Origin of the sequence: Streptomyces sp. CC224B, assembly GCF_030010595.1 — a bacterium.
Classification (GTDB): Bacteria; Actinomycetota; Actinomycetes; order Streptomycetales; family Streptomycetaceae; genus Streptomyces; species Streptomyces longispororuber.
In genome coordinates this window covers 114,065-138,367 of record NZ_JASCXL010000004.1, presented here as the reverse complement: position 1 = coordinate 138,367, position 24,303 = coordinate 114,065, and the positions used below count along the sequence as shown (strand labels likewise).

24 protein-coding genes are annotated in these 24,303 nt (G+C 69.8%); 2 read left to right on the top strand and 22 right to left on the bottom strand.

Annotated elements, in window-relative coordinates; all coding sequences use genetic code 11:
• Nucleotides 1–38: 38 nt before the first annotated feature.
• The 11 genes from QK440_RS03270 to QK440_RS03220 form a co-directional block, all read right to left on the bottom strand.
• Entirely contained in the window at nt 39–497 is a 459-nt protein-coding gene (locus QK440_RS03270; RefSeq protein ID WP_282791383.1) for a DUF2550 domain-containing protein, read from the bottom strand.
• Between the two features lie 174 nt (nt 498–671).
• The gene (locus QK440_RS03265) at nt 672–1,046 is read right to left on the bottom strand and encodes a F0F1 ATP synthase subunit epsilon (RefSeq protein WP_282791382.1); all 375 of its coding nucleotides are present in this window, start codon (nt 1,044–1,046) and stop codon (nt 672–674) included.
• Between the two features lie 130 nt (nt 1,047–1,176).
• Nucleotides 1,177–2,613 (bottom strand): F0F1 ATP synthase subunit beta, encoded by a 1,437-nt coding sequence (gene atpD / locus QK440_RS03260; protein ID WP_282791381.1) that lies wholly within the window; start codon nt 2,611–2,613, stop codon nt 1,177–1,179.
• Nucleotides 2,613–3,530, bottom strand: a complete 918-nt coding sequence (locus tag QK440_RS03255) for a F0F1 ATP synthase subunit gamma (RefSeq protein ID WP_282791380.1) — start codon at nt 3,528–3,530, stop codon at nt 2,613–2,615. Before QK440_RS03255 ends, atpD begins: the two co-directional genes overlap by 1 nt.
• A 21-nt stretch (nt 3,531–3,551) precedes the next feature.
• On the bottom strand, nt 3,552–5,141 hold the full coding sequence (gene atpA / locus QK440_RS03250; RefSeq protein ID WP_282791379.1) for a F0F1 ATP synthase subunit alpha: 1,590 nt from the start codon (nt 5,139–5,141) through the stop codon (nt 3,552–3,554).
• Between the two features lie 120 nt (nt 5,142–5,261).
• Nucleotides 5,262–6,083 (bottom strand): F0F1 ATP synthase subunit delta, encoded by an 822-nt coding sequence (locus QK440_RS03245; RefSeq protein WP_282791378.1) that lies wholly within the window; start codon nt 6,081–6,083, stop codon nt 5,262–5,264.
• Nucleotides 6,080–6,643: a F0F1 ATP synthase subunit B gene (locus QK440_RS03240; protein WP_282791377.1), complete on the bottom strand. Its 564-nt coding sequence runs from the start codon at nt 6,641–6,643 to the stop codon at nt 6,080–6,082. Before QK440_RS03240 ends, QK440_RS03245 begins: the two co-directional genes overlap by 4 nt.
• A 41-nt stretch (nt 6,644–6,684) precedes the next feature.
• Nucleotides 6,685–6,930, bottom strand: coding sequence for an ATP synthase F0 subunit C (gene atpE, locus QK440_RS03235; protein WP_016643250.1), 246 nt, complete (start codon nt 6,928–6,930; stop codon nt 6,685–6,687).
• A 71-nt stretch (nt 6,931–7,001) separates the two neighbouring features.
• The gene (gene atpB, locus QK440_RS03230) at nt 7,002–7,781 is read right to left on the bottom strand and encodes a F0F1 ATP synthase subunit A (RefSeq protein ID WP_282791412.1); all 780 of its coding nucleotides are present in this window, start codon (nt 7,779–7,781) and stop codon (nt 7,002–7,004) included.
• A gap of 276 nt (nt 7,782–8,057) precedes the next feature.
• Nucleotides 8,058–8,519: a hypothetical protein gene (locus tag QK440_RS03225; protein WP_282791376.1), complete on the bottom strand. Its 462-nt coding sequence runs from the start codon at nt 8,517–8,519 to the stop codon at nt 8,058–8,060.
• Nucleotides 8,520–8,780: 261 nt separating this feature from the next.
• Entirely contained in the window at nt 8,781–10,148 is a 1,368-nt protein-coding gene (locus QK440_RS03220) for an MraY family glycosyltransferase (RefSeq protein ID WP_282791375.1), read from the bottom strand.
• 701 nt (nt 10,149–10,849) lie between these two features.
• Between QK440_RS03220 and QK440_RS03215 the strand changes: the two genes are divergently transcribed.
• A complete protein-coding gene (locus QK440_RS03215) occupies nt 10,850–11,251 on the top strand; it encodes a hypothetical protein (RefSeq protein WP_282791374.1) in 402 nt (133 codons plus the stop codon).
• A gap of 723 nt (nt 11,252–11,974) precedes the next feature.
• Nucleotides 11,975–12,172, top strand: a complete 198-nt coding sequence (locus tag QK440_RS03210; RefSeq protein ID WP_282791373.1) for a hypothetical protein — start codon at nt 11,975–11,977, stop codon at nt 12,170–12,172.
• Between the two features lie 69 nt (nt 12,173–12,241).
• Here QK440_RS03210 and glyA read toward each other — a convergent pair whose 3' ends face one another.
• From glyA to thrC, 11 genes are all read right to left on the bottom strand, one after another.
• Nucleotides 12,242–13,522, bottom strand: coding sequence for a serine hydroxymethyltransferase (gene glyA / locus QK440_RS03205; RefSeq protein ID WP_282791372.1), 1,281 nt, complete (start codon nt 13,520–13,522; stop codon nt 12,242–12,244).
• Nucleotides 13,523–13,857: 335 nt separating this feature from the next.
• Entirely contained in the window at nt 13,858–14,454 is a 597-nt protein-coding gene (locus tag QK440_RS03200; protein WP_282791411.1) for a protein-tyrosine-phosphatase, read from the bottom strand.
• Between the two features lie 122 nt (nt 14,455–14,576).
• Nucleotides 14,577–15,224 carry an L-threonylcarbamoyladenylate synthase gene (locus QK440_RS03195; RefSeq protein WP_282791371.1) on the bottom strand — a complete coding sequence of 216 codons (648 nt, stop codon included), beginning with the start codon at nt 15,222–15,224 and terminating at the stop codon, nt 14,577–14,579.
• Nucleotides 15,225–15,443, bottom strand: coding sequence for a hypothetical protein (locus QK440_RS03190; RefSeq protein WP_282791370.1), 219 nt, complete (start codon nt 15,441–15,443; stop codon nt 15,225–15,227).
• A complete protein-coding gene (prmC, locus tag QK440_RS03185) occupies nt 15,440–16,285 on the bottom strand; it encodes a peptide chain release factor N(5)-glutamine methyltransferase (RefSeq protein ID WP_282791369.1) in 846 nt (281 codons plus the stop codon). Before prmC ends, QK440_RS03190 begins: the two co-directional genes overlap by 4 nt.
• 42 nt (nt 16,286–16,327) lie before the next feature.
• On the bottom strand, nt 16,328–17,404 hold the full coding sequence (gene prfA / locus QK440_RS03180; RefSeq protein WP_282791368.1) for a peptide chain release factor 1: 1,077 nt from the start codon (nt 17,402–17,404) through the stop codon (nt 16,328–16,330).
• 161 nt (nt 17,405–17,565) lie between these two features.
• Nucleotides 17,566–17,790, bottom strand: a complete 225-nt coding sequence (rpmE, locus tag QK440_RS03175) for a 50S ribosomal protein L31 (RefSeq protein WP_282791367.1) — start codon at nt 17,788–17,790, stop codon at nt 17,566–17,568.
• Between the two features lie 205 nt (nt 17,791–17,995).
• Entirely contained in the window at nt 17,996–19,114 is a 1,119-nt protein-coding gene (locus QK440_RS03170; RefSeq protein WP_282791366.1) for an LCP family protein, read from the bottom strand.
• Between the two features lie 373 nt (nt 19,115–19,487).
• Nucleotides 19,488–21,557 (bottom strand): transcription termination factor Rho, encoded by a 2,070-nt coding sequence (gene rho, locus QK440_RS03165; protein WP_282791365.1) that lies wholly within the window; start codon nt 21,555–21,557, stop codon nt 19,488–19,490.
• 387 nt (nt 21,558–21,944) lie between these two features.
• Nucleotides 21,945–22,862 (bottom strand): homoserine kinase, encoded by a 918-nt coding sequence (thrB, locus tag QK440_RS03160; RefSeq protein WP_282791364.1) that lies wholly within the window; start codon nt 22,860–22,862, stop codon nt 21,945–21,947.
• Between the two features lie 382 nt (nt 22,863–23,244).
• Entirely contained in the window at nt 23,245–24,303 is a 1,059-nt protein-coding gene (gene thrC / locus QK440_RS03155) for a threonine synthase (RefSeq protein WP_282791363.1), read from the bottom strand.

Here is a 24,303-nt window from a genome sequence, read left to right as displayed (position 1 = left end):
TTTCGGGAAGGGGCGGGCCTGGGGCGCCCCCGCGAGGCCTACGCCACGTTCACCCGCTGCCCCGGCGGCGCAGCCTCCAGCCACGCCAGAAACCCGGTCAGCGCATCCTCACTCATGGCCAGCTCCAACCGCACCCCCCGGTGCAGACACCCCAGCACGACGGCGTCGGACAGCAGCGCCAGCTCCTCCTCGCCGTCGGGCGCGCGCCGGTCGACGACCTCGATGGAGGCCCGCTCAAGGACCCGCCGCGGCCGGGGCGCGTACGAGAACACCCGGAACCACTCGATCCGGTCACCGTTGTAACGGGCGACGCCGTACCCCCAGCCCTTGCCGGAGGTGTCCGGGGCCTCGTCGGGCCCCGGGGCGTTCCACCGCAGGCTGCAGTCGAAGGTGCCGCCGGAGCGCTGGATGAGTCTGCGGCGCAGTCCGAAGACGAAGAGTCCCAGCAACACCAGTGCGATCAACGCAAGTCCGCACACGAGCAGAACGAGGATCATCGGCACCGACCTCCTCGCCTCACCACAGTCTCGAACGCTTCGAACAAGACTTCCGACACGGACCGAACAACCGCAACCGCACCCGAAAAAGCACCTGCATCGCCTCAGCCGCGACCCGGTCCGGGATATTCCGGACCTGGCCGCGGCTGAGTCACGTTACGCCGCGCGCTGGGGTCAGCGCGCCGCCACCGCACGCAGTCGGACGTCGGCGCGCCGCTCGGCGGAGGCGTCGGCCTCCGACTTGGCACGCTCGAGCGCCCGCTCCGCACGCTGGACGTCGATCTCGTCGGAGAGCTCGGCGATCTCGGCGAGCAACGACAGCTTGTTGTCCGCGAACGAGATGAAACCGCCGTGCACCGCGGCGACGACGGTGTTGCCGTCGCTCGTCCGAATGGTCACCGGGCCCGACTCCAGCACACCGAGCAGCGGCTGGTGACCGGGCATGACGCCGATGTCGCCGGACGTGGTGCGCGCGACGACCAGGGTGGCCTCGCCGGACCAGACGCTGCGGTCCGCGGCGACCAGCTCGACATGCAGCTCAGCAGCCAAGGGTGGCTCCTCGGGTCACCACCCGGCGGTTCAGCCGGGTGTTGGGTCAAATTCTACGGGGCGTGGGGGGAGGGGCGGGACACGGTCCCCGCGAGGGCCGTGCCCGCCCCTCCGCCGAGAGTCACGGGACTCAGGAGACGCCGAGCTCCTTGGCGTTGGCCTTGAGGTCGTCGAGGCCACCGCACATGAAGAACGCCTGCTCGGGGAAGTGGTCGTACTCGCCGTCGCAGATCGCGTTGAAGGCCGCGATCGACTCGTCGAGGGACACGTCCGAACCGTCGACGCCGGTGAACTGCTTGGCGACGTGGGTGTTCTGGGACAGGAAGCGCTCCACGCGGCGCGCGCGGGAGACCACCAGCTTGTCCTCCTCGCCGAGCTCGTCGATGCCGAGGATGGCGATGATGTCCTGGAGGTCCTTGTACTTCTGCAGGATGTTCTTGACCCGCATGGCGGTGTTGTAGTGGTCCTGCGTGATGTACCGCGGGTCCAGGATGCGGGACGTGGAGTCCAGCGGGTCCACGGCCGGGTAGATGCCCTTCTCCGAGATCGGACGGGAGAGCACCGTCGTCGCGTCGAGGTGGGCGAAGGTGGTGGCCGGGGCCGGGTCGGTCAGGTCGTCCGCGGGGACGTAGATCGCCTGCATCGAGGTGATCGAGTGACCGCGGGTCGAGGTGATGCGCTCCTGGAGGAGGCCCATCTCGTCGGCCAGGTTCGGCTGGTAGCCCACCGCGGAGGGCATGCGGCCGAGCAGGGTCGACACCTCGGAACCGGCCTGCGTGAAGCGGAAGATGTTGTCGATGAAGAACAGCACGTCCTGCTTCTGCACATCGCGGAAGTACTCCGCCATGGTCAGACCGGCCAGGGCCACGCGCAGACGGGTGCCCGGGGGCTCGTCCATCTGGCCGAAGACTAGGGCGGTCTTGTCGATGACGCCCGAGTCCGACATCTCCTCGATGAGGTCGTTGCCCTCACGGGTGCGCTCGCCGACACCGGCGAACACGGAGACACCGTCGTGGTTGTTGGCGACGCGGTAGATCATCTCCTGGATGAGCACCGTCTTGCCGACGCCGGCGCCGCCGAACAGACCGATCTTTCCACCCTTGACGTACGGGGTGAGGAGGTCGATGACCTTGACGCCGGTCTCGAACATCTCGGTCTTCGACTCGAGCTCGTCGAAGTTCGGGGCCTTGCGGTGGATGGACCAGCGCTCGCCCGAGTACTGCTCGTCGACGTTCAGCACCTCGCCGAGGGTGTTGAACACCTTGCCCTTGGTGAAGTCGCCGACCGGGACGGTGATGCCGTCGCCGGTGTCGGTCACCGGGGCCTGGCGGACCAGGCCGTCGGTGGGCTGCATGGAGATCGCGCGGACCAGGCCGTCACCGAGGTGCTGGGCGACCTCGAGCGTCAGGGTCTTCTTCGCGCCGTCCTGCGCCGGGTCGGCGACCTCGACGTGCAGGGCGTTGTAGATCTCCGGCATCGCGTCGACGGGGAACTCCACGTCGACGACCGGGCCGATGACCCGGGCGACGCGGCCCGTGGCAACGGCCGTCTCAACAGTGGTCGTCATTACTTGTCACTCCCCGCGGTCGCGTCGGCCAGCGCGGAAGCGCCACCAACGATCTCGCTGATTTCCTGGGTGATTTCGGCCTGGCGGGCCGCGTTGGCAAGCCGGGACAGGTTGTTGATCAAGTCACCGGCGTTGTCGGTGGCCGACTTCATCGCGCGGCGCGTGGCGGCGTGCTTGGAGGCAGCCGACTGCAGCAGCGCGTTGTAGATGCGGCTCTCGACATAGCGCGGCAGCAGGGCGTCGAGGACGTCCTCCGCCGACGGCTCGAAGTCGTACAGCGGCGGGATCTCACCCTTCGCCGGCGACTCCTCGGCCACCTCGTCGAGGCTCAGCGGCAGCAGCCGGCTGTCGATGGCCGTCTGCGTCATCATCGAGACGAACTCGGTGTAGACGATGTGGAGCTCGTCCACGCCGCCGTCCGCCGTGTCCTTCTCGATGGCCTCGATCAGCGGGCCCGCGACCGCCTTGGCGTCCGCGTACTCCGGCTGGTCGGTGAAGCCCGTCCACTGCTTCGCGATCTTGCGCTCGCGGAAGTTGTAGTGGGCGACACCGCGGCGGCCGACGATGTACGTGTCGACCTCCTTGCCCTGCGCCTCCAGGCGCGCGGTGAGCTGCTCCGCGGCCTTGATGGCGTTGGCGTTGAACGCGCCGGCCAGACCGCGGTCGCTGGTCAGCAGGAGCACGGCGGCTCGCGTCGCCGTCTCCGCCTCCGTCGTCAGCGGGTGCTTGGTGTTCGAGCCGGTGCCCACCGCCGTGACCGCGCGGGTGAGCTCGGTCGCGTACGGCGTGGAGGCCGCCACCTTGCGCTGCGCCTTGACGACGCGCGAGGCGGCGATCATCTCCATCGCCTTGGTGATCTTCTTGGTCGCGGTGACGGAGCGGATGCGACGCTTGTAGACCCGGAGCTGGGCTCCCATGAGTCAGGTCCCTTCCCTACGTCACTTGGCGGCGGCCGGAGCGTCCTCGCCGAGAAGCTTCCCGTCCGAGGTCTCGAACTGCTTCTTGAAGTCCGCGATGGCGTCGGCGACGGCCGTGAGGGTGTCGTCCGACATCTTGCCGCCCTCCTTGATGGAGGTCATGAGGCCCTGCTCCTTGCGGTGCAGGTACTCGAGGAGCTCCTTCTCGAAGCGGCGGATGTCGGCGACCGGGACGTCGTCCATCTTGCCGGTGGTACCGGCCCACACGGAGACGACCTGGTCCTCGGTCGGCATCGGCTGGTACTGGGCCTGCTTGAGCAGCTCGACCATGCGCTGGCCGCGCTCCAGCTGGGCCTTGGACGCGGCGTCCAGGTCCGAACCGAAGGCGGCGAACGCCTCCAGCTCGCGGAACTGGGCGAGGTCCACGCGCAGTCGGCCGGAGACCTGCTTCATCGCCTTGTGCTGCGCGGAGCCACCGACTCGGGACACGGAGATACCGACGTTCAGGGCGGGGCGCTGACCGGCGTTGAACAGGTCCGACTCCAGGAAGCACTGGCCGTCGGTGATGGAGATGACGTTGGTCGGGATGAACGCCGACACGTCGTTCGCCTTGGTCTCGACGATCGGCAGACCGGTCATCGAGCCCTTGCCCATCTCGTCCGAGAGCTTCGCGCAGCGCTCGAGCAGACGGGAGTGCAGGTAGAAGACGTCACCCGGGTAGGCCTCGCGCCCCGGCGGGCGGCGCAGGAGCAGGGAGACGGCACGGTAGGCGTCGGCCTGCTTCGACAGGTCGTCGAAGATGATGAGGACGTGCTTGCCCTCGTACATCCAGTGCTGGCCGATGGCGGAACCGGTGTAGGGGGCCAGGTACTTGAAGCCCGCCGGGTCCGACGCCGGGGCGGCGACGATGGTCGTGTACTCCAGGGCGCCGGCCTCTTCGAGCGCACCACGCACGGAGGCGATGGTGGAACCCTTCTGACCGATGGCGACGTAGATGCAGCGGACCTGCTTGTTCACGTCACCCGAGCGCCAGTTGTCGCGCTGGTTGATGATGGTGTCGACGGCCAGGGCGGTCTTGCCGGTCTGGCGGTCACCGATGATCAGCTGGCGCTGGCCACGGCCGATCGGCGTCATCGCGTCGACGGCCTTGTAGCCGGTCTCCATCGGCTCGTGCACCGACTTACGGGCCATGACGCCCGGGGCCTGCAGCTCCAGGGCGCGGCGGCCGGACGTCTCGATCTCGCCGAGGCCGTCGATCGGGTTGCCGAGCGGGTCGACGACGCGGCCGAGGTAGCCCTCGCCCACCGCGACCGACAGGACCTCGCCGGTGCGCTGCACCGACTGGCCCTCCTCGATGCCGCTGAACTCACCGAGGATGATCGAACCGATCTCGCGCTCTTCCAGGTTCAGCGCGAGACCGAGGGTCCCGTCCTCGAACTTCAGCAGTTCGTTGGCCATGGCCGAGGGCAGGCCCTCGACCTTCGCGATGCCATCGCCGGCCAGGGTGACCGTACCGACCTCCTCGCGCGAGGCCGCGTCCGGCTTGTACGCCTGGACAAAGTTCTCCAGCGCGTCCCGGATCTCCTCCGGCCGGATCGTGAGCTCCGCCATCTGGGTTCCCTGCTCTCCTTGTTGGGCCCGAAGTTTCTTTGGGGGATCTGGGGGCTCCCCCCAGAAACTTTGCATACTCTGCACGGCCCAACTCGGGCCGTTGTCTAGCTTGTCGAGTTACTAGCCCGCCATGCGGCGGCGCGCGTCCTCGATCCGGTCCGCGACGGAACCGTTGATGACCTCGTCGCCGACCTGCACCCGGATCCCGCCGACGACCTCGGGGGCCACGTCCAGGTTCAGGTGCATCTGGCGCCCGTAGATCTTGGCGAGCGCCGCGCCCAGTCGCTGCTTCTGCCGGTCCGACAGCGGAACAGCGGACGTGACGACGGCGACCATGCGCTCCCGGCGGTCCGCGGCCAGCTTGGAGAGGGACTCGAGTCCCGCTTCCAGGCTACGTCCACGCGGCGCGGTCACAAGGCGCTCGACGAGACGCTCCGTGACGGCCTCCGCCTTGCCGCCGAGCAGGTTGCCCAGCAGCGCGCTCTTCGCCGGGGCGCCGGCGCCCCGGTCGGTCAGCGCCGCCCGCAGCTCGGTGCTGGAGGCGACGATCCGGCCGAAGCGGAACAGCTCGTCCTCGACCGTGTCCAGCGCGCCCGACTTCTGCGCGGCGGTCAGGTCGGCGACGTTCGCCAGCTCCTCCAGGGCGTCCACCAGGTCGCGCGAGGCGGACCAGCGGGAGCGGACCATGCCTGCGACCAGGTCAGCGGTCTCGCCGCCGACCTTGCCGCCGAGCAGGCGCCCGGCCAGCTCGGCCTTGGCCTCGCCGGCCTGCGCCGGGTCGGTCAGGACCCGACGCAGCGAGACCTCCCGGTCGAGCAGCGCGGTGACGGCGGCCAGCTCGTCCGCGAGCTGCCGGGCGTCGACCGCGGTGTTGTCGGTCAGCGCGTCGAGGCGCTCGCGCGCGGCGGCCAGCGCCTCGCGGCTCGCTCCATGCGCTGTCATCGAGTCGCCTCGGCCTTCGTCGCCTTCTCGTCGAGCTCGTCGAGGAAGCGGTCGATGGTGCGGCTCTGGCGCGCGTGGTCGTCCAGGGACTCACCGACGAGCTTGCCGGCCAGCTCGGTGGCCAGCAGGCCCACGTCCTGACGCAGCGCCTGCGCGGCGGCCTTGCGGTCGGCCTCGATCTGGGCGTGACCGGCGGCGACGATCTCCTCGCGCTGCCGCTGGCCCTCGGCCCGCATCTCGGCGATGAGCTGGGCGCCCTGCTCCTGCGCCTCCTGGCGCAGACGCGCGGCCTCGTGCCGGGCCTCGGCGAGCTGAGCCTTGTACTGCTCGAGGACGCTCTGGGCCTCGGTCTGGGCGGCCTCGGCCTTCTCGATACCGCCTTCGATCGCCTCCCGGCGCTCTTCCAGAACCTTGTTGATGTTCGGGATGAGCTTCTTCCAGAAGAAGAAGAAAACGATGGCGAAGGCGATGGCGCCGACAAGCAGCTCGGGACCCGGGGGGATGAGCGGGTTCTGCTCTTCCCCATGCTCGGCCGCCAGCTGAACCAGGTTGGCGATCACATCAGTGCCTTTCGTCGAACGGGGCTATTCGTCTGCGGCACTCAGGAGCCGTAGACGAACGGCATGACGATGCCGATGAGGGCGAGGGCCTCACAGAAGGCGAAACCAAGGATCTGGTTGGCACGGATCAGACCGGCAGCCTCGGGCTGACGGGCGAGGGCCTCGGTGCCCTTACCGAAGACGATGCCGACGCCGATGCCCGGGCCGATGGCCGCGAGGCCGTAGCCGATGGAGCCGAGGGCCTTGATGTCGCCCTGGAGGGCGGCGAGCTCGAGAGTCGCGGACATGCCGTTACTTCCTTCTCTTTGCATGGACCGGTGGGGGTTGGCCACCGGGCGCTTGGGGGTTGCAGAGGGGCTCAGTGGTGCTTGGCGAGAGCGCCCTGAATGTAGGAGCAGGCGAGGAGCACGAAGACGTACGCCTGGACGGCCTGCACGAAGAGTTCGAAGCCGATCATGGCCACGGTCATCACGAAGGAGACGCCGGCGGCCGGGATCATCCAGCTGTTCAGCAGGTACCAGGAGGCGACGGTGAACATCACCAGCATCAGGTGACCGGCAAACATGTTGGCGAAGAGTCGCACCGCGTGCGTGAAGGGACGCACCAGCAGGTTCGAGAAGAACTCGATGAACGACACGAGCCACTTGATGGGACCGAGCGAGTTGTCGTAACCCGTGATGTTCTTCCAGCCGCCGACGAACCCGTGGCGCTTGAACGTCAGGGGCACCCAGACCAGGTAGACGATGCCCGCGAGCACGAACGGGTAGGCGATGACCGACGACACCGGGAACTGGGCCAGCGGGATCACCGACCAGATGTTCATGATCCAGATGAAGAAGAACAGCGAGACCATCAAGGGGACGTACTTCTCGCCGTCCTTCTTGCCCATGGTCTCGTAGACGATCCCGCGGCGGACGAAGTCGTAACCCGCCTCACCGATCATCTGCAGCTTGCCCGGTACGAGCTTCGCCTTGCCGAAGGCCGCGTAGAAGAACGTGACCACAAGCGCTGTCGTGATCAGGGCGAGGAGCATGACCTTGTTGAACTCGAACCCGCCGACCTCGAAGATCGGCTTGAAGAGGAACGAGTGCAGGCCGGGGGCCGGGAAGCCGCAGCCGTCTTCGCCGTCGCCGGACATGATCCGACAGCTCCAGTCAAAGGCGAGCTCAGTTTGTTCAGCACTCACCGCGGGCTCCTTCGGCGTGAAGCATGGGTACGGCAACCTCGTTGTCGAGTCGGCGCGGCGCGCAGCCGCGGATCGGCACCGGACTGGTGTTTCGGATGTGGGGGCGGCGTTCAGGCAACGAGCCTCGCGATGGTGCAGGCGTCAGCTCAGATGCCCGCGCCCGCAGTGCCGCAGTTGGCACCGGACGATAGCAGGATCTCGAACGGGCATTTATCCCGGCCCTACCTCTCACGTCTCCGACCCCGGCTTCTCCGGCTTGCCGCTCTTCTGGGAAGAGGAAGCCGAGGAAGGTTCGGGTTCGGGTTCGACGTAGAGGATCTTGGCCTTCATGTGGGCACGAGCCTGCGCCGCCATCCAGACGACCGTCGTCACGGCGAGCGCGAGCGCGAAAACCTTCGGGTTGAACAGGGTGGTGTCCTTGAACAACGCCATGAAGATGAGGAGGAGCAGAAGCTGGGCGACGTAAAGCATCATGCCCATCGCCTGGAACAACTGCGGAAGCGATTTTGCCGTCCGCTGCAGGACGAGCATGCCGAGCCCCATGAACGCGATGACCACGACCGTGCCGATGACAGCACCGAGCGCCCCCTTGCCGCCGGAGACCACACCACTGACGACGGCGATGATCGCGCCGACGGCAGCGGTGGGGACGGCGGACCGCAGGAGAGTCCGGGTGTCTTGAGACGGCATGGCGGCAACTCCGCTTACAGATGGGGGCAGGGTGTCGTCATGGACGAGCGTAGACCCGAGCCGAGCGGCATCCTCCGGCCGACGGACCGTCGCACTACGGTCCCTCGGCTCTGTCGCCGGGTCTCGTGAACCGTATCACAAACTATTTGATGAGGTCTTTACCTGCTCGGTGTGCTCGGTGTCACACATGAGAAGTAAGCCGCGCGTCTGTGCACGTACGCGACCCCTTTGTCTGGTAAAGGGGCGGTTTGCCGCGGGGCGTCAACGCGACGAGCCCGCCTTGAGCCGGTCCAGGAAGCGCGGGCGGGTGCCCAGCGCCGTAGCTCCGTTGACGCCCGCGCCCACGGCCGGGCGGTCCGTCGGGGCCCCACCGTCCCCATCCGCCTCGCGCGTCTCGTACGTCCCGTCCCGGCCGGCCCCGTCGGAGGCGTCCGGTGCCGCGGCGGCCAGGGCGGCCCTCCTGCGGCGGTAGCGAGGCGGGACGAAGCCCTCCGCCCAGCGGGGGGCGTGCGGGGTGAAGCGGGGCAGCAGGAGCAGGACGAGGCCCACGGCGCTGAGGGCGACGATGAGCAGCAGGATCCACATGTTGGTCGAGTGGACCGAGTACGCCACGGTGCCGAAGGCGATGAGCGCCGACCAGAAGTACATGATCAGCACCGCGCGGCTGTGCGAGTGGCCGACCTCCAGGAGGCGGTGGTGCAGGTGGCCGCGGTCGGCGGCGAACGGCGACTGCCCCTTCCAGGTGCGGCGCACGATGGCGAGCACCAGGTCGGCGAACGGGATGGCGATGATCGTCAGCGGCATCAGCAGCGGGATGAAGACCGGGAGCATCGCGTGCGTGGCGTCGCGGGAGCTGCCGCCGAGGTTCAGCTTCATCGCGTCCGGGTCGACCTGCCCGGTGATGGAGATGGCGCCCGCGGCGAGCACGAGCCCGATCAGCATCGACCCCGAGTCGCCCATGAAGATCCTGGCCGGGTGCATGTTGTGCGGCAGGAAGCCCAGGCACATGCCCATCAGGATGGCCGCGAAGAGGGTCGCGGGGGCGGCGGCCTCGATGCCGTAGCCGTACCAGATGCGGTACGCGTACATGAAGAACGCCGCGGCGGCGATGCACACCATTCCGGCCGCGAGGCCGTCGAGGCCGTCGACGAAGTTCACGGCGTTGATGGTGAGGACGACGAGGGCGACGGTGAGGAGCGTGCCCTGCCACTGGGTGAGCGAGACCGTGCCGACGCCGGGGATGGGCAGCCACAGGATCGTCAGACCCTGCATGACCATGACGCCCGCGGCGATCATCTGACCGCCGAGCTTGATGAGCGCGTCGATCTCGAACTTGTCGTCGAGGACGCCGATCAGCCAGATCAGGGCGGCGCCGGAGAGCAGCGCGCGCGGCTCGTTGGACTTGGTGAACACCTCGTTGAGGTTGGGCAGGTGGTCGGCGACCAGCAGGCCCGCGCAGAGGCCGAAGAACATCGCGATACCGCCGAGCCGGGGTGTCGGTTCCCGGTGCACGTCGCGCGCGCGGATCTCCGGCATGGCGCCGGCCACGATCGCGAACTTCCGCACCGGGCCGGTCAGCAGATAGGTCACCGCGGCCGTGATGCAGAGCGTCAGCAGATATTCACGCACGGGCTTCCCCACAGGTATCGCTGGCCATCTCAGCACCACACCCTAGCTTCGCGCACCTCCGGGACGAGCACGCGTGCAACTCGGCAGTCCCTGCTCCTTCTATGTCAGAAGGTAGCTGGCTTCCCTCGCCCCAGCCCGCGCAGGTTGACGATCGCAGTCGACCGATACCTCCCAGAGCCGTGTTCTCAGCGCCACCGTACTCACCGTCGAGCATGCGGTCCCGCGGTCGAAGCGCTCGAACCGCAGCACAGGAACTTGGTGCGGACGACTGCCACTCACGAGGACAACTCACGAGGACAACGGGTGCGGTGGTGCGCTGCTCTCAGGACGCCTTGAGGCGTGACCGTACCGGAGGCACCGCGACCGTTTACAAGATCATAGGACCGCACCGAACACCGACACGCCGGAAGCCGCCAAAAACACGCCAACTGTCCGCAGCGGATCCTGGACGCATAACCGGAATCAAACGACGCACATGGGTGCGACCTGGAGGTTCGGGAAATCACCCCGCCCAGGAAACACCCGGGCACGCGAATGACCAGTCACTTTTGGGACGCTGGTTACGCATTTCAGATATCAACAAAACTAGCGCGTTGATTGCGTTTGCGCATGCACGATAGAAAGGACGAGCAAACGGGGGTCGACACGGGCGCAGCCCTATATCCGTCGACACCTTCTCACCCACTGACCAAGGGAGAAGAATGCGCAAGACAATAGGAGCGTGCGTCGCCGCAGTGGCGGTGGCGGGCTCACTGAGTGTGGCGGGACAGGCTTCCGCCCAGGACGCTGATGCGCCGGCCCGCAGCACCGTCAGAACAGCGACCACAACCGTTTCCGCGGACGCGAAGCTCGACGCCGAGCTGCAGCGCCTGCGGTGCGGCGGCACCATCAAGCGCCTGAGCAACGGGCCGGGGATTTTCGGCAACAAGCGCTGGGACATTTATTTCAAGAACTGCAGCAACCGCACCGTCGAGCGCAAGGTCGACATCAAGCGGAGCAGGGACCTCGAGTGCAAGAAGATCAAGGCCCGCAAGACAGTGAAGTGGCACTATGAGACCGGCCATTTCGGTCCGGACAGCCCTCGTAAAGTGAAGAAGTGCTGAGCCGTCCAACGGGATAGCGGCCGCACAGGAACCGCCCGGGTTCATGCCCGTACACCGGTAGCTGTTCCATCATCCTGTCCAGAAGGGCGGGTACGTGTTCACCAACCGGTGGACACGTACCCGCACGTCGGTCACTGCGGCCAGGCCTTGGCAGCGCCCACCTCCATCGCGCTGCCCCGTACCGTCTACCCGTACCCCATGCCCGGCGAGGGACGGCAGTCGTGCCAAGGCACGCGCTGCGACCGCCGATGAGCCGGGGGCATACGCCCCGTCGTAGCGCAACGCGCAGGTACCCGAACTCCGCACCGGCCCGCAGCCGATCGGCCCACACGCACCGCGCAGAGAGCGCCGAGGCCTCACCGGATTTTCGAGTTCTTGCAGCGATAACGAGCTCCCCCTCACCTGCCTGCCCATTTCCAAGGGCCTTTCCTGCCCGTATGGCCCGGGACAGGCAGAGAAGTGGAGCACGCCGGGCGGTACGGCGAGATTTCGAGGTACCACCTTGGTTCTCCGGACCACAAAAGGAGAGACATGCGCAAGAGGTTAGGAACTGCTGCGGCAGCAGTAGTCGCCCTGGGATCCTTGGGGGCGGCAGGCATGGCTTCAGCGACTGAAGCAAGTGTCGACGCTCGCACTGTCGGCAAAGCAAGAGCAAACCTTGTGCACAACAACAGCGGTAGCGGCGACACCTTACAGGTAAGGTGCGGAACCACCATACGGGCAGTGGCGGACTCCACCCCCGGGGTCAAGCGCTGGAACATTTACTACAAGAACTGCAGCAACGTCACGGTGAAGCGCAAGGTCGACATCCGCCCGGGACGAGACCTGCCATGCAAGACGATCAAACCGAATAAGACGGCGTTGTGGAAGTTCAAGACCAGTGGCTCCGCACCTGTCTCCATGAAGGTGCGCACGTGCTAGCCAGCACGTCGAATTAGGTCCTACGCAGAAGACTGCCCGGCTTGAAGGTAAGGCACCTTCAGGCCGGGTTCACCGCTGTCGCCCACTCCCGTACGGTGGAAACATTCGAGCAAGTTCGCAGGTGTGCGCTCGCACTTCGGAGAGGCTGCCGCCGTCTCTGACGGCACTGGCCATGAGCGCCGCCACCCGTGCCATCTCGCCCTCGCGCATGCCCTGGGTGGTGACGGCGGCCGTGCCGAGGCGGAGGCCGCGGGCCTCGGTGGCGGTGGCGGCATGGGGCAGGGCGCAGGTGTCCAGTACCAGGCCGGCCGCGGCGAGGCGGCCGCGGGCCGTGCGGGCGGTGACGCCGTGCGGGGACGGGTCGACGAGCACCAGGTGCGTGTCCGTGCCGCCGGTGCTGACGGCGAACCCCTCCCCCGCCAGCGCCTGCGCCAACGTCCGCGCGTTGGCGACGACTTGGTGGGCGTACGCGGTGAAGGCGGGGGTCGCCGCCTCGCCGAAGGCCACCGCCTTGGCGGCGATGGTGTGCATCTGCGCGCCGCCCTGCGTGAACGGGAACACCGCCCGGTCGACCCGCTCGGCGAGGTCGGCGCCGCACAGGATCAGGCCGCCGCGCGGGCCGCGCAGCACCTTGTGGGTGGTGGCGCAGACGATGTCCGCGTACGGCACCGGGCTGGGGGCGGCGCCGCCCGCGACCAGGCCGATGGGGTGGGCGGCGTCGGCGATCAGGTAGGCGCCCACGTCGTCGGCCACCTCGCGGAAGGCGGCGTAGTCGAGGTGGCGCGGGTAGGCGATGGAGCCGCAGACGATGGCTTTCGGCCGGTGCGCGCGGGCCAGGGCACGCACCTGCTCGTAGTCGACGAGCCCACTGGCCGGGTCCAGGCCGTAGCCGACGAACGTGAACCAACGGCCCGAGAAGTTCGCGGGCGAGCCGTGCGTGAGGTGTCCTCCGTACGGGAGACCCATCGCGAGGACCGTGTCCCCCGGACGCAGGAGCGCGGCGTACGCGGCCAGGACGGCCGAGGAGCCCGAGTGGGCCTGGACGTTGGCGTGCGCGGCGCCGAAGAGGGCCGTGGCGCGGTCGGTGGCGAGGCGCTCGGCGACGTCCACGAACTCGCAGCCGCCGTGGTGGCGGGCTCCGGGGTAGCCCTCGGCGTACTTGTTCGCCAGCGGGGAGCCGAGGGCCGTCAGGACGGCCTCGGAGGTGAAGTTCTCGGCGGCGATGAGCTGGAGCGAGGTGGACTGGCGCGTGGTTTCGCCGAGCAGGACCTCGGCGAGCTCGGGGTCCTGGCGGCGCAGCGCCGCGTACGCCGCCGGGGCGGCGGCTCTTGCGGGGCCCACCGTCGTCATCTCTCCACTGTAGGCACGGGCCTGCGGATGCGCGCGGCGGTGCCCTCGCGGGGCGCCCCAGACCCGCCCCTTTCCCGAAACCAGGGGTCTCCGCCCCCTGGACCCCCGAAATCGCGCTGACGCGCTCGTCCTCAAACGCCGGACGGGCTGAGACTCTCCACCGCGGCCACGGCGGAGACGTTCAGCGCGGCCACGCTGAAGATTCCAGCCGCGCTCGGCGGAAAGTTCCAGCCCGTCCGGCGTTTGAGGACGAGGCCGAAGGCCGATCAAGCGGGGTCCAGGGGCGGCAGCCCCTGGTTCGGGAAGGGGCGGGTCTGGGGCGCCCCCCGCGAGGGCTACAGGCGGGCGGCCGGGACCCCCGTCAGGGCTGTGACCACCGGGTCCAGGGCCTGCTGGATCTCGCCGCCCACGGAGCGGAAGAAGGGCAGGGGCGCGCCGTAGGGGTCGTAGACCTCGTCGGCCTCGACGCTGGGGGCGAGCAGCCACCCGCGCAGGGCGGCGGCCGCCCGCACCAGGGCACGCGCCCGCTCGACCACCCCGTCCGCCCCGTCGGGGTCGGGCAGCGTCGCCGGGTCTATGGCCCGCACCAGCCGGGTGAACTCCTTGAGGGTGAACGTGCGCAGCCCGGCCGAGTGCCCCATGGAGATGACCTGCGCCCGGTGGTCGCGCGTGGCGGTGAGCACCAGGTCGGCCCGGATGACGTGGTCGTCGAGCAGCTCCCGCCCGACGAACCCGGAGGGGTCCGCGCCGAAGTCGGCGAGGACGGTCTCCGCGTGCGTCTCCATGGGCGCGCCCTCGTGGCCCCAGGTGCCCGCGCTCTCCACGACGAGCCCCCCGGCGCCCGGGTCGCCGAGCCGGTCGGCGAGGGCGTGCCGGGTGAGCCGCTCGGTGATCGGCGAGCGGCAGACGTTGCCGGTGCTGACGTGGAGGATGCGGAAGGTCCCGGGGGCCCGGCGGGCCGCGTCGTCCGCGGCCGGGCCGGGGAAGCCCGCGTGCTCCGGGGGCCCCGCGGGGGCCCAGGGACCCGCTATGCCACGCCCCGTCTCAGGGGCTGTCAATTGGCCACCTCGAGGTCGGGTACCACCTTGCGGAGCTCCTCCGCGTCCAGCGCGCCCGCGCGCAGCAGCACGGGCACCTTGCCGGTGACGTCGACGATGGAGGACGGGACGATGCCGGGCGTCGGGCCGCCGTCGAGGTAGACGGAGATGGCGTCGCCGAGCATCTCCTGGGCGGCATCGCAGTCCTCCGGCGCCGGGTGCCCGGTGAGGTTGGCGGAGGAGACGGCCATCGGGCCGACCTCCGTCAGGAGCTCGATGGCCACCGGGTGCAGCGGCATCCGGATGGCGACGGTGCCCCGGGTGTCCCCCAGGTCCCACTGGAGCGACGGCTGCTGCTTGGCGACGAGCGTGAGCGCGCCGGGCCAGAAGGCGTCGACGAGTTCCCAGGCCGCCTCGGAGAAGTCCGTGACGAGGCCGTGCAGGGTGTTCGGGGAGCCGATGAGGACGGGCGTGGGCATGTTCCGGCCGCGCCCCTTGGCGTCCAGCAGGTCGGCGACGGCCTCGGGGCTGAAGGCGTCCGCGCCGACGCCGTACACGGTGTCCGTGGGCAGCACGACCAGCTCGCCGCGGCGGACGGCGGACGCGGCCTCACGCAGACCCGTCGCACGGTCGGTCGCGTCGTTGGTGTCGTATCGCCGTGCCATCTAGCGGGCCTCCTCGTACACGTACTGGTCCACGTACTCGTCGTGCCGGTCGTGCTGGTCGTGCTGGTCGGTCTGGTACTGGTGCTGTTGCCGGTTCCGGTGCTGGTGGTGCTGGTGGTGCTGGTGGTACGCGGGCCAGCGCCCCTGTGCGTGCCGGTGCGCGGCCGGTCCGGCGGGGGCGGTCGCGCCCGCCGTGCTCGTCGTCGCCGCCGTCGTCACGGCATCGCCTTGCGGGCGGTCGCGAACCGCGGCCGGTTGTTCAGGTCGGGGTGGTCGGCAGCGTCGGCCCAGCCCCGCTCCTCGGTGAAGATCCATGGCACCTGGCCGCCCTGGGTGTCGGCGTGCTCCACGACGACGACCCCGCCGGGCCGCAGCAGCCGGTGCGCGGTGCGCTCGATGCCGCGGATCAGGTCCAGGCCGTCCTCGCCGGAGAACAGGGCGAGCTCGGGATCGTAGTCCCGGGCCTCCGGCGCAACGTACTCCCATTCGGTGAGCGGGATGTACGGGGGGTTGGAGACCACCAGGTCGACCTGCCCGTCGAGCTGCGGAAGGGCCGTGCGGGCGTCACCCGCGTGCAGGGTGACGCGGGAGCCCTCGACGTTCTTGCGGGTCCATTTCAGCGCGTCCTCGGACAGCTCCACGGCGTGCACGCGCGAACGCGGCACCTCCTGGGCCAGGGCGAGCGCGATGGCCCCGGAGCCGGTGCACAGGTCGACGATGAGCGGCTCGACGACGTCCATCGCGCGGACGGCGTCTATGGCCCAGCCGACGACGGACTCCGTCTCCGGGCGGGGCACGAACACGCCGGGCCCGACCTGGAGCTCCAGGTACCGGAAGAACGCCCGGCCGGTGATGTGCTGGAGCGGCTCACGGGCCTCCCGCCGGGCGATGACCTCCCAGTAGCGGGCGTCGAAGTCCGCGTCCTTGACGGAGTGCAGTTCGCCCCGTTTCACGCCGTGCACGAAGGCGGCGAGCTCCTCCGCGTCGTTGCGCGGCGAGGGCACGCCGGCGTCGGCCAGCCGCTGGGTGGCCTGGGCCACCTCCGCGAGCAGCAGGTTCACGCTGGTCCTCCGGGGGCTTGAGCGGTCCGTACGTCGGCGGGCTTACGCGGCGGCGAGCTTGGCGGCGGAGTCCGCGTCCACGCAGGCCTGGATGACCGCGTCGAGGTCGCCGTCGAGCACCTGGTCCAAGTTGTACGCCTTGAAGCCGACGCGGTGGTCGGAGATGCGGTTTTCCGGGTAGTTGTACGTGCGGATCTTCTCGGAGCGGTCGACGGTGCGGACCTGGCTGCGGCGGGCGTCCGCCGCCTTGCTCTCCGCCTCCTCCTGCGCCGCGGCGAGCAGCCTGGAGCGCAGGATACGCAGCGCCTGCTCCTTGTTCTGGAGCTGGCTCTTCTCGTTCTGGCAGGAGGCGACGACACCGGTGGGGACGTGCGTGATGCGCACCGCGGAGTCGGTGGTGTTCACGGACTGGCCGCCGGGCCCGGAGGAGCGGTAGACGTCGATGCGCAGGTCGTTCGGGTTGATCTCGACGTCGATCTCCTCGGCCTCGGGCGTCACCAGGACACCGGCGGCGGAGGTGTGGATGCGGCCCTGCGACTCGGTCGCGGGCACGCGCTGCACGCGGTGCACGCCGCCCTCGTACTTCAGCCGGGCCCACACGCCCTGGCCGGGCTCGGTGGCGCCCTGGCCGCCCTTGGTCTTCACGGCGACCTGGACGTCCTTGTAGCCGCCGAGCTCGGACTCGGTGGCGTCGATGATCTCGGTCTTCCAGCCGACGCGCTCGGCGTACCGCAGGTACATGCGCAGCAGGTCACCGGCGAACAGGGCGGACTCGTCACCGCCCGCACCCGCCTTGATCTCGAGGATGACGTCCTTGTCGTCGCTGGGGTCGCGCGGGACGAGCAGCAGCCGCAGCTTCTCGGTGACCTCCTCGCGGCGCTCGGTCAGCTCCTTGACCTCGGCGGCGAAGTCGGGGTCGTCGGCCGTGAACTCGCGCGCGGTCTCGATGTCGTCGCCCAGCTGCTTCCAGGTGCGGTACGTGGCGACGATCGGGGTCAGCTCGGCGTAGCGCTTGTTGAGCTTGCGCGCGTTGGCCTGGTCGGCGTGGACCGACGGGTCGGCGAGCTTCTGCTCGAGATCGGCGTGCTCGCCGATCAGTTCCTCGACCGCCTCGAACATCGGGGGCTCCTGGTCTTCCGGTACGTCTTCCGGTACGCGTGTCGGTGCGCGGGCGGGGGCTCGCGCGGGGCTTTCCGCGGCCGCTGGTGCGACAGACGGCAAACGCCGGTCCCGGCCACCCCCGTGGACGAGGGCGGTCGGAGACCGGCGCAGGTGGCTCGCTACTTCTTGGCGGAGCCGGCAGCCTTGCCGAAGCGGGCCTCGAAGCGGGCCACACGGCCACCGGTGTCGAGGATCTTCTGCTTGCCCGTGTAGAACGGGTGGCACTCGGAGCAGACCTCGGCGCGGATGGTGCCGCCGGGGATCGTGCTGCGGGTGGTGAACGACGCGCCACAGGTGCAGCTGACCTGCGTCTCGGCGTACTCGGGGTGAATGTCGCGCTTCAAGGTGTCTCCTAGTTTCGGGAGGGCGCCGGGTCGCACGCGCGGGATGCGGGTGCGTGAACCGGGGCCGACGGACCAGTTTGCCAGGACCGGCCGCATCTGCCCAAACCGGGGTGGGTCCCGAAGTATTCCCCGGGCCGCCGGAAGGGCCCGTGCGGGGCCGGGACCGGGCCGGGCCGAGGGCCCTCCCCCGGCCTGTCCCGGGGGCTCAGTCGCTGGTCACGACCTTGCCCGCGGCGCCCTTGTCGCCCGCGGACTTGTCGGTGGCCGACTTCGGGATGTCCTTGTCGGCCAGCAGGGCGTCCCAGACCTGCCGGTCGGCCTTCTCCAGGGGCAGGACGCGGTTGGGGTCGGCCGAGTCGTACTGGATGGGCAGCGTGACCATCTTCATGTCCTTCGACCCGATGCCCTTGAGGCCGTTCGCGAAGCCCGCCAGGTCCTTGACCGAGTCCAGCTCGGAGTCCGTGGTGATGGCGCTGGTGGCGGAGTCCGCGAGGTCGTAGAGCTTCTTCGGACTGCCGAACAGGTTGACGTCCTTGACCTGCTCCATCAGGGCCTTGATGAAGGCCTGCTGGAGCTGGATGCGGCCGAGGTCGCTGCCGTCGCCGACGCCGTGCCGGGTGCGGACCAGGCCGAGGGCCTGCTCGCCGTCGAGGGTGTGCTCGCCGGCCGGCAGGTCGAGGTGGCTGTCCTTGTCCTTGATCGGCTTCTTGGTGGTGATGTCGACGCCGCCGAGGGTGTCGATGAGCTTCTTGAAGCCCGTGAAGTCGACCTCGACGTAGTGGTCCATGCGGATGCCGGACATCTTCTCGACGGTCTTGACCGCGCACGCCGGGCCGCCGACCTCGTACGCCGTGTTGAACATCTGGCGCCGCCCGCCCGGGTCGGTCCCGCCGTCCTTGGCGGGGCACTCGGGGCGGGTGATGAGGGTGTCGCGGGGGATGGAGACGACGCTGGCCTTCTTGTGGCCCTTGTAGACGTGGACGATCATCGCGGTGTCGGACCGGGCCACGCCCTCGTCCTTGCCGTACTTGGCGTTCTTGCCCGAGCGCGAGTCGGAGCCGAGGACGAGGATGTCCTGGGAGCCGTTGTCGACGTTCTCAGGGCGGTCCGTGCCGAGCGCGGCGTTGATGTCGACGCCCTTGATGTTGCCGTTGAGCTTGAAGTAGACGTAGCCGAGGCCCGTGCCGCCGAGGACGGTCACACCGGCGGCGGTCCAGGCCGATATGACGAGGGCCTTCTTGCGCTTGCTGGGCGGCTTGCGGCGCCGGCCGCGCTTGCCGCGCTGCTTCGGCTTCGCGTCGCCGGGCCTGCTGTCGTCCGTCATGCGCTCCTCAGTCCTCGTGGTGCGGTCGGCTACCCCCTGCTTTCAGGGTCAGGCGTGGCTTTTCGTCACTGGTCAGACGTCAAAACCGAAGGAAGGGTTGCATAGCGCCCTGTGTGCGCCCCGGGGTCCGACGGCTACGGAGCGTCCGCGGCGGTCCCTGTTTGTGGCCCTCCACCTGGGCTTTCGCGGCAGCCGACGCACTGCGCGGCCCGGTGAGAATCTCTTATCCGTGTGACCAAGGTCGCGTGGCCGAAAACCGCCTATACGCCTTCAGGGCCGCCCTCCGGCGCCGCGGCATGCGGAAGGGGGCCGGTCCCGTCGTCGACGGGACCGGCCCCCTTTTGTGCTCACCCGCTCGGGGCGACCACGCCGGTCAGTCGTTGCCGTTGCCCGGCGCCGGCGTCGTCTTCTGGATCTGGAGCAGGAACTCGGCGTTCGACTTCGTCTGCTTCATCTTGTCCAGGAGCAGCTCGATGGCCTGCTGCTGGTCGAGGGCGTGCAGCACCCGGCGGAGCTTCCAGACGATGGCGAGCTCGTCGCTGCCGAGCAGGATCTCCTCCTTGCGGGTGCTGGACGCGTCGACGTCCACCGCCGGGAAGATGCGCTTGTCCGAGAGCTTCCGGTCGAGCTTGAGCTCCATGTTGCCGGTGCCCTTGAACTCCTCGAAGATCACCTCGTCCATCCGCGAGCCGGTCTCGACCAGCGCGGTGGCCAGGATGGTCAGCGAGCCGCCGTCCTCGATGTTGCGCGCGGCGCCGAAGAACTTCTTCGGCGGGTAGAGCGCGGTCGAGTCGACACCACCGGACAGGATGCGGCCGGAGGCCGGGGCGGCGAGGTTGTACGCGCGGCCCAGGCGGGTGATCGAGTCGAGCAGCACGACCACGTCGTGGCCGAGCTCCACCAGGCGCTTGGCGCGCTCGATGGCGAGCTCGGCGACGGTGGTGTGGTCCTCGGCCGGGCGGTCGAAGGTCGAGGAGATGACCTCGCCCTTGACCGACCGCTGCATGTCGGTGACCTCTTCCGGACGCTCGTCGACGAGGACGACCATCAGGTGGCACTCGGGGTTGTTGTGCGTGATCGCGTTCGCGACCGCCTGCATGATCATGGTCTTGCCGGTCTTCGGCGGGGCCACGATCAGACCGCGCTGGCCCTTACCGATGGGCGAGACGAGGTCGATGATGCGGGTGGTGAGGATGCCCGGGTCGGTCTCCAGGCGGAGCCGGTCCTGCGGGTAGAGGGGCGTCAGCTTGCCGAACTCCGGGCGGCCGCGGCCGTGTTCGGGCGCCATGCCGTTCACGGAGTCCAGGCGGACGAGCGCGTTGAACTTCTCGCGGCGCTCGCCGTCCTTGGGCTGACGCACCGCGCCGGTGACGTGGTCGCCCTTGCGCAGGCCGTTCTTGCGGACCTGGGCGAGGGAGACGTACACGTCGTTGGGGCCCGGCAGGTAGCCCGACGTACGGATGAAGGCGTAGTTGTCGAGGATGTCGAGGATGCCCGCGACGGGGATCAGGACGTCGTCATCGGAGACCTGCGGCTCGTTCGCGAAGTCGTCGCGGCCACGGCGGCCACGGCGGTCGCGGTAGCGCCCGCGGCGGCCACGGCGGCCGCCCGCCTCGTCGTCGAAGTCGTCCTGCGGACCGTTGTCGCGCTGCTGCCGGTCCTGCCGGTCCTGACGCTCCTGGCGGTCCTGACGGTCCTGGCGGCCGCCCTGCTGGTCCTTGCGGTTGCCGCCGCCCTGCTGGTCGTCGCCCTTGTTCCGGCGGTCGCGGTCGCGGCCCCGGCCCTGGCGGTCGCGGCGGCCCTGGCGGCCCTCGCCCTGCTGGTCGTCGCCCTTGTCGGACCGGTCGGCCCTGCCCTCGGACTGCTCGCCCCTGGCGGCCTCGGCCTTCGGCTGCTCGCCCTGGCCCATGGCCTCGGCCTGGACGGTCTCGGGGCTGCCGGCCTCGGCGGTGGCCCGACGGCGGGCGCGGCCCGGCTTCTCGTCGAGGGGGGCGCCTCCCTGCTCGACCGGGGCCGAGAGCTTGGGGGCGGGCTGGCCGGGGATGTCGATCTGCTGCTGGGCCGGGGCGGCCGGGGCGTGCTCGGCCGGGGCCTCGTCGGCCTTGGCGGCGGGCTTCTCGGCGGTGTCGCCGGTGCGCGCCTTGGAGGTGGCGCGGCGCTTGGGCTTGGCCGGGGCGTCCGCGGTGTCGGCGCCCTTGGCCGGGGCGCCGCCGGCGGCCTGCGCCTCCTTGATGACCTCGATCAGCTGGCTCTTGCGCATCCGCGCAGTGCCCTTGATCCCGAGGCCCGAGGCGACCTGCTGCAGTTCCGCCAGCACCATGCCCTCGAGGCCGGTGCCGCGGCGCCGCCGGGATCCGGCCGAAGCACCGGTGGCAGGCGCCGCAGGGGCGTCCGTGGCGGGCGTGTCGGCAGTCACGCCCATCAGATCGGTGGTGTCGCTCACGAAGGGTCCTTCCCTGGAGCGGACGTCGGCCTGTCTGGCTCGGCGACCGGTTGTGCTGTCCGGCGGTCCCTGGTGTGTGGACCATGCCGGGGCGGTGGTCCGCCTACGCGGCGGAAGAGTTCACAGATGTGGCGTTTCCCGATGCCGGACCACTGATGTGCGGTGGTTACTCGGCTTGGTCACGCCGGTTCCGGAGCGTGCTCGGCACTGCTCAGTGCGGGGCACAGAGCAGGTTGGGAGGCTCCCGGAAGGATGGATGTCCCGGACGGGGACACAAAGCACCTCGCCATGGTGAGGTCGGGTGCAGACTTGAGGTTAACACTACCGGATCCAACAAACATTCCCCCTCTCCAAATCCGGACACCCCGAACGCGCTGCCCTCCCCGGTCAGGGAGCGAGCGGCAGCACGCTCGTGCCCGCGGAGTCGAGCGCCAGGCGGTTGGCCGCCCACCCCTCGCCCGCGAGCCGCGCGACCTTGTCGGCCGCGCTGTCGTCGACCAGCGCGAGGACCGTGGGTCCGGCGCCGGAGATCACCGCGGGCACGCCGTCGGCGCGCAGGCGCTCCACCAGGGCGGCGCTCTCCGGCATGGCCGGGGCGCGGTACTCCTGGTGCAGGCGGTCCTCGGTGGCGGGCAGCAGCAGCTCGGGGCGCCTGGTCAGGGCCTCGACGAGCAGCGCGGCCCGGCCCGCGTTGGCGGCCGCGTCCACGTGCGGGACGGTGCGCGGCAGCAGTCCGCGGGCGGTTTCCGTGAGCACGGGCTTTCCGGGGACGAAAACCACCGGAACGATGGAATCGACGGGCTCCATCCTGATGGCGCGGGCCACGGAGCCGTCCATCCAGGAGGCGGTGAAGCCGCCGAGCAGGCAGGCGGCCACGTTGTCGGGGTGGCCTTCGATCTCGGTGGCCAGCTCCAGCAGGGCGGTGTCGTCCAGCCTGGCCTCGCCGCCTATGGTCACCGCCCGGGCGGCGACGATCCCGGCGCAGATGGCGGCGGACGACGAGCCCAGGCCGCGGCCGTGCGGGATGCGGTTGGCGCACACGACCTCCAGGCCGCGCGGCTGCCCGCCGAGCAGGTCGAAGGCGGTACGCAGGGAGCGTACGAGCAGGTGCGACTCGTCGCGCGGGAGGGTCTCGCTGCCCTCGCCGGCGATGTCGACGTGCAGGCCGGAGTCGGCGACGCGCACGACCACGTCGTCGTAGAGCCCCAGCGACAGACCGAGGGCGTCGAAGCCCGGGCCGAGGTTGGCGCTGGTGGCGGGGGTGCGCACCCTGACGGCGGCGGCGCGGAACGCGGGACCGGCCATCGCTCGATGACTCTCCTTGAGCTGCGAATTGTGGAGGACTTGCCGCCTCGGCCGGTCTCGACCGGCTTCCACCAGCCTTGACCAGGGACGGACGGCAGCACCCGAAGGCCGCATCGCGAGCGGCACCGCGCGGCATATGCGGCGGGGTGGGTTCGCTACAGCCTATCGAAGGAAGGTTCTGTGGCGACATAGGGCGCACAGGAGGCGCACGATGCGTGTCGCGAGCCCCCTGTGCAACCCCTGTGGGGAGTTGAGAGGTTTGCCCGGCCGGGCCCGGCGCGACCCGGCCCGGCCCGGTAAGGCCCGGCACAGCCCGCCCCAGCCCGGCGCGCCACGGCGGGCGCGACCGTGCCCGGCGGTCCGGGCGCCGGGCCGCCGGCTGTTACGCCAGGCCCAGCCGCTCCGCCGCGGCGGCGGCGTCGACCGGGACCGTGACCGGCTGCGGGGCGCCCGCGACCGCCCAGTCCGGGTCCTTGAGGCCGTTGCCGGTGACGGTGCAGACGATGCGCTGGCCCCGGTCGACCTCGCCCTGCTCGGCGGCCTTCAGCAGACCGGCCACGGACGCGGCGGACGCGGGCTCGACGAAGACGCCCTCCTGGGACGCCAACAGCTTGTAGGCGCGCAGGATCTCACGGTCCGTCACCTCGTCGATGCGGCCGCCCGACTCGTCGCGCGCGGCGAGCGCGTGCTGCCACGACGCGGGGTTGCCGATGCGAATCGCGGTGGCGATCGTCGAGGGGTCCTTGACGACCTCGCCGCGCACGATCGGCGCGGAACCGGAGGCCTGGAAGCCCCACATCCGGGGCGTACGGGTGGCCGGGCCCTCGGCCTCGTACTCCTTGTAGCCCTTCCAGTACGCCGTGATGTTGCCCGCGTTGCCGACCGGCAGGACGTGCAGGTCCGGGGCGTCGCCGAGGGCGTCCACGATCTCGAAGGAGGCGGTCTTCTGGCCCTCGATGCGGAACGGGTTGACGGAGTTGACCAGGGCCACCGGGTAGTTCTCGGACAGGCCCCGGGCCAGGTCCAGGCAGTCGTCGAAGTTGCCGTCGACCTGGAGGATCCTCGAGCCGTAGACGAGCGCCTGGCCCATCTTGCCGAGCGCGATCTTGCCCTGCGGCACCAGGACCGCGCAGACCATGCCCGCGCGCACCGCGTAGGCGGCGGCCGAGGCGGAGGTGTTGCCGGTGGAGGCGCAGATGACGGCCTTGGCGCCCTCCTCCTTCGCCTTGGTGATGGCCATGGTCATACCGCGGTCCTTGAAGGACCCGGTGGGGTTGGCGCCCTCGACCTTGAGGTGGACCTCGCAGCCCGTGCGCTCGGAGAGCACCTGCGCGGGCACGAGCGGCGTACCGCCCTCGCGGAGCGTCACGACCGGCGTGGTGGCGGAGACGGGCAGGCGGTCCCGGTACTCCTCGATGATTCCGCGCCACTGGTGGGTCAT

Bases quoted from the DNA above. Each gene is read 5' to 3' on its own strand.
- QK440_RS03255 (WP_282791380.1), bottom strand. From the start codon at position 3,530: ATGGGAGCCCAGCTCCGGGTCTACAAGCGTCGCATCCGCTCCGTCACC.
- QK440_RS03225 (WP_282791376.1), bottom strand. From the start codon at position 8,519: ATGCCGTCTCAAGACACCCGGACTCTCCTGCGGTCCGCCGTCCCCACC.
- atpA (WP_282791379.1), bottom strand. From the start codon at position 5,141: ATGGCGGAGCTCACGATCCGGCCGGAGGAGATCCGGGACGCGCTGGAG.
- thrC (WP_282791363.1), bottom strand. From the start codon at position 24,303: ATGACCCACCAGTGGCGCGGAATCATCGAGGAGTACCGGGACCGCCTG.
- thrB (WP_282791364.1), bottom strand. From the start codon at position 22,862: ATGGCCGGTCCCGCGTTCCGCGCCGCCGCCGTCAGGGTGCGCACCCCC.
- atpB (WP_282791412.1), bottom strand. From the start codon at position 7,781: ATGTCCGGCGACGGCGAAGACGGCTGCGGCTTCCCGGCCCCCGGCCTG.
- QK440_RS03170 (WP_282791366.1), bottom strand. From the start codon at position 19,114: ATGACGGACGACAGCAGGCCCGGCGACGCGAAGCCGAAGCAGCGCGGC.
- QK440_RS03195 (WP_282791371.1), bottom strand. From the start codon at position 15,224: ATGGCACGGCGATACGACACCAACGACGCGACCGACCGTGCGACGGGT.
- atpD (WP_282791381.1), bottom strand. From the start codon at position 2,613: ATGACGACCACTGTTGAGACGGCCGTTGCCACGGGCCGCGTCGCCCGG.
- glyA (WP_282791372.1), bottom strand. From the start codon at position 13,522: ATGACGACGGTGGGCCCCGCAAGAGCCGCCGCCCCGGCGGCGTACGCG.
- QK440_RS03245 (WP_282791378.1), bottom strand. From the start codon at position 6,083: ATGACAGCGCATGGAGCGAGCCGCGAGGCGCTGGCCGCCGCGCGCGAG.
- atpE (WP_016643250.1), bottom strand. From the start codon at position 6,930: ATGTCCGCGACTCTCGAGCTCGCCGCCCTCCAGGGCGACATCAAGGCC.
- prfA (WP_282791368.1), bottom strand. From the start codon at position 17,404: ATGTTCGAGGCGGTCGAGGAACTGATCGGCGAGCACGCCGATCTCGAG.
- QK440_RS03270 (WP_282791383.1), bottom strand. From the start codon at position 497: ATGATCCTCGTTCTGCTCGTGTGCGGACTTGCGTTGATCGCACTGGTG.
- QK440_RS03215 (WP_282791374.1), top strand. From the start codon at position 10,850: ATGCGCAAGACAATAGGAGCGTGCGTCGCCGCAGTGGCGGTGGCGGGC.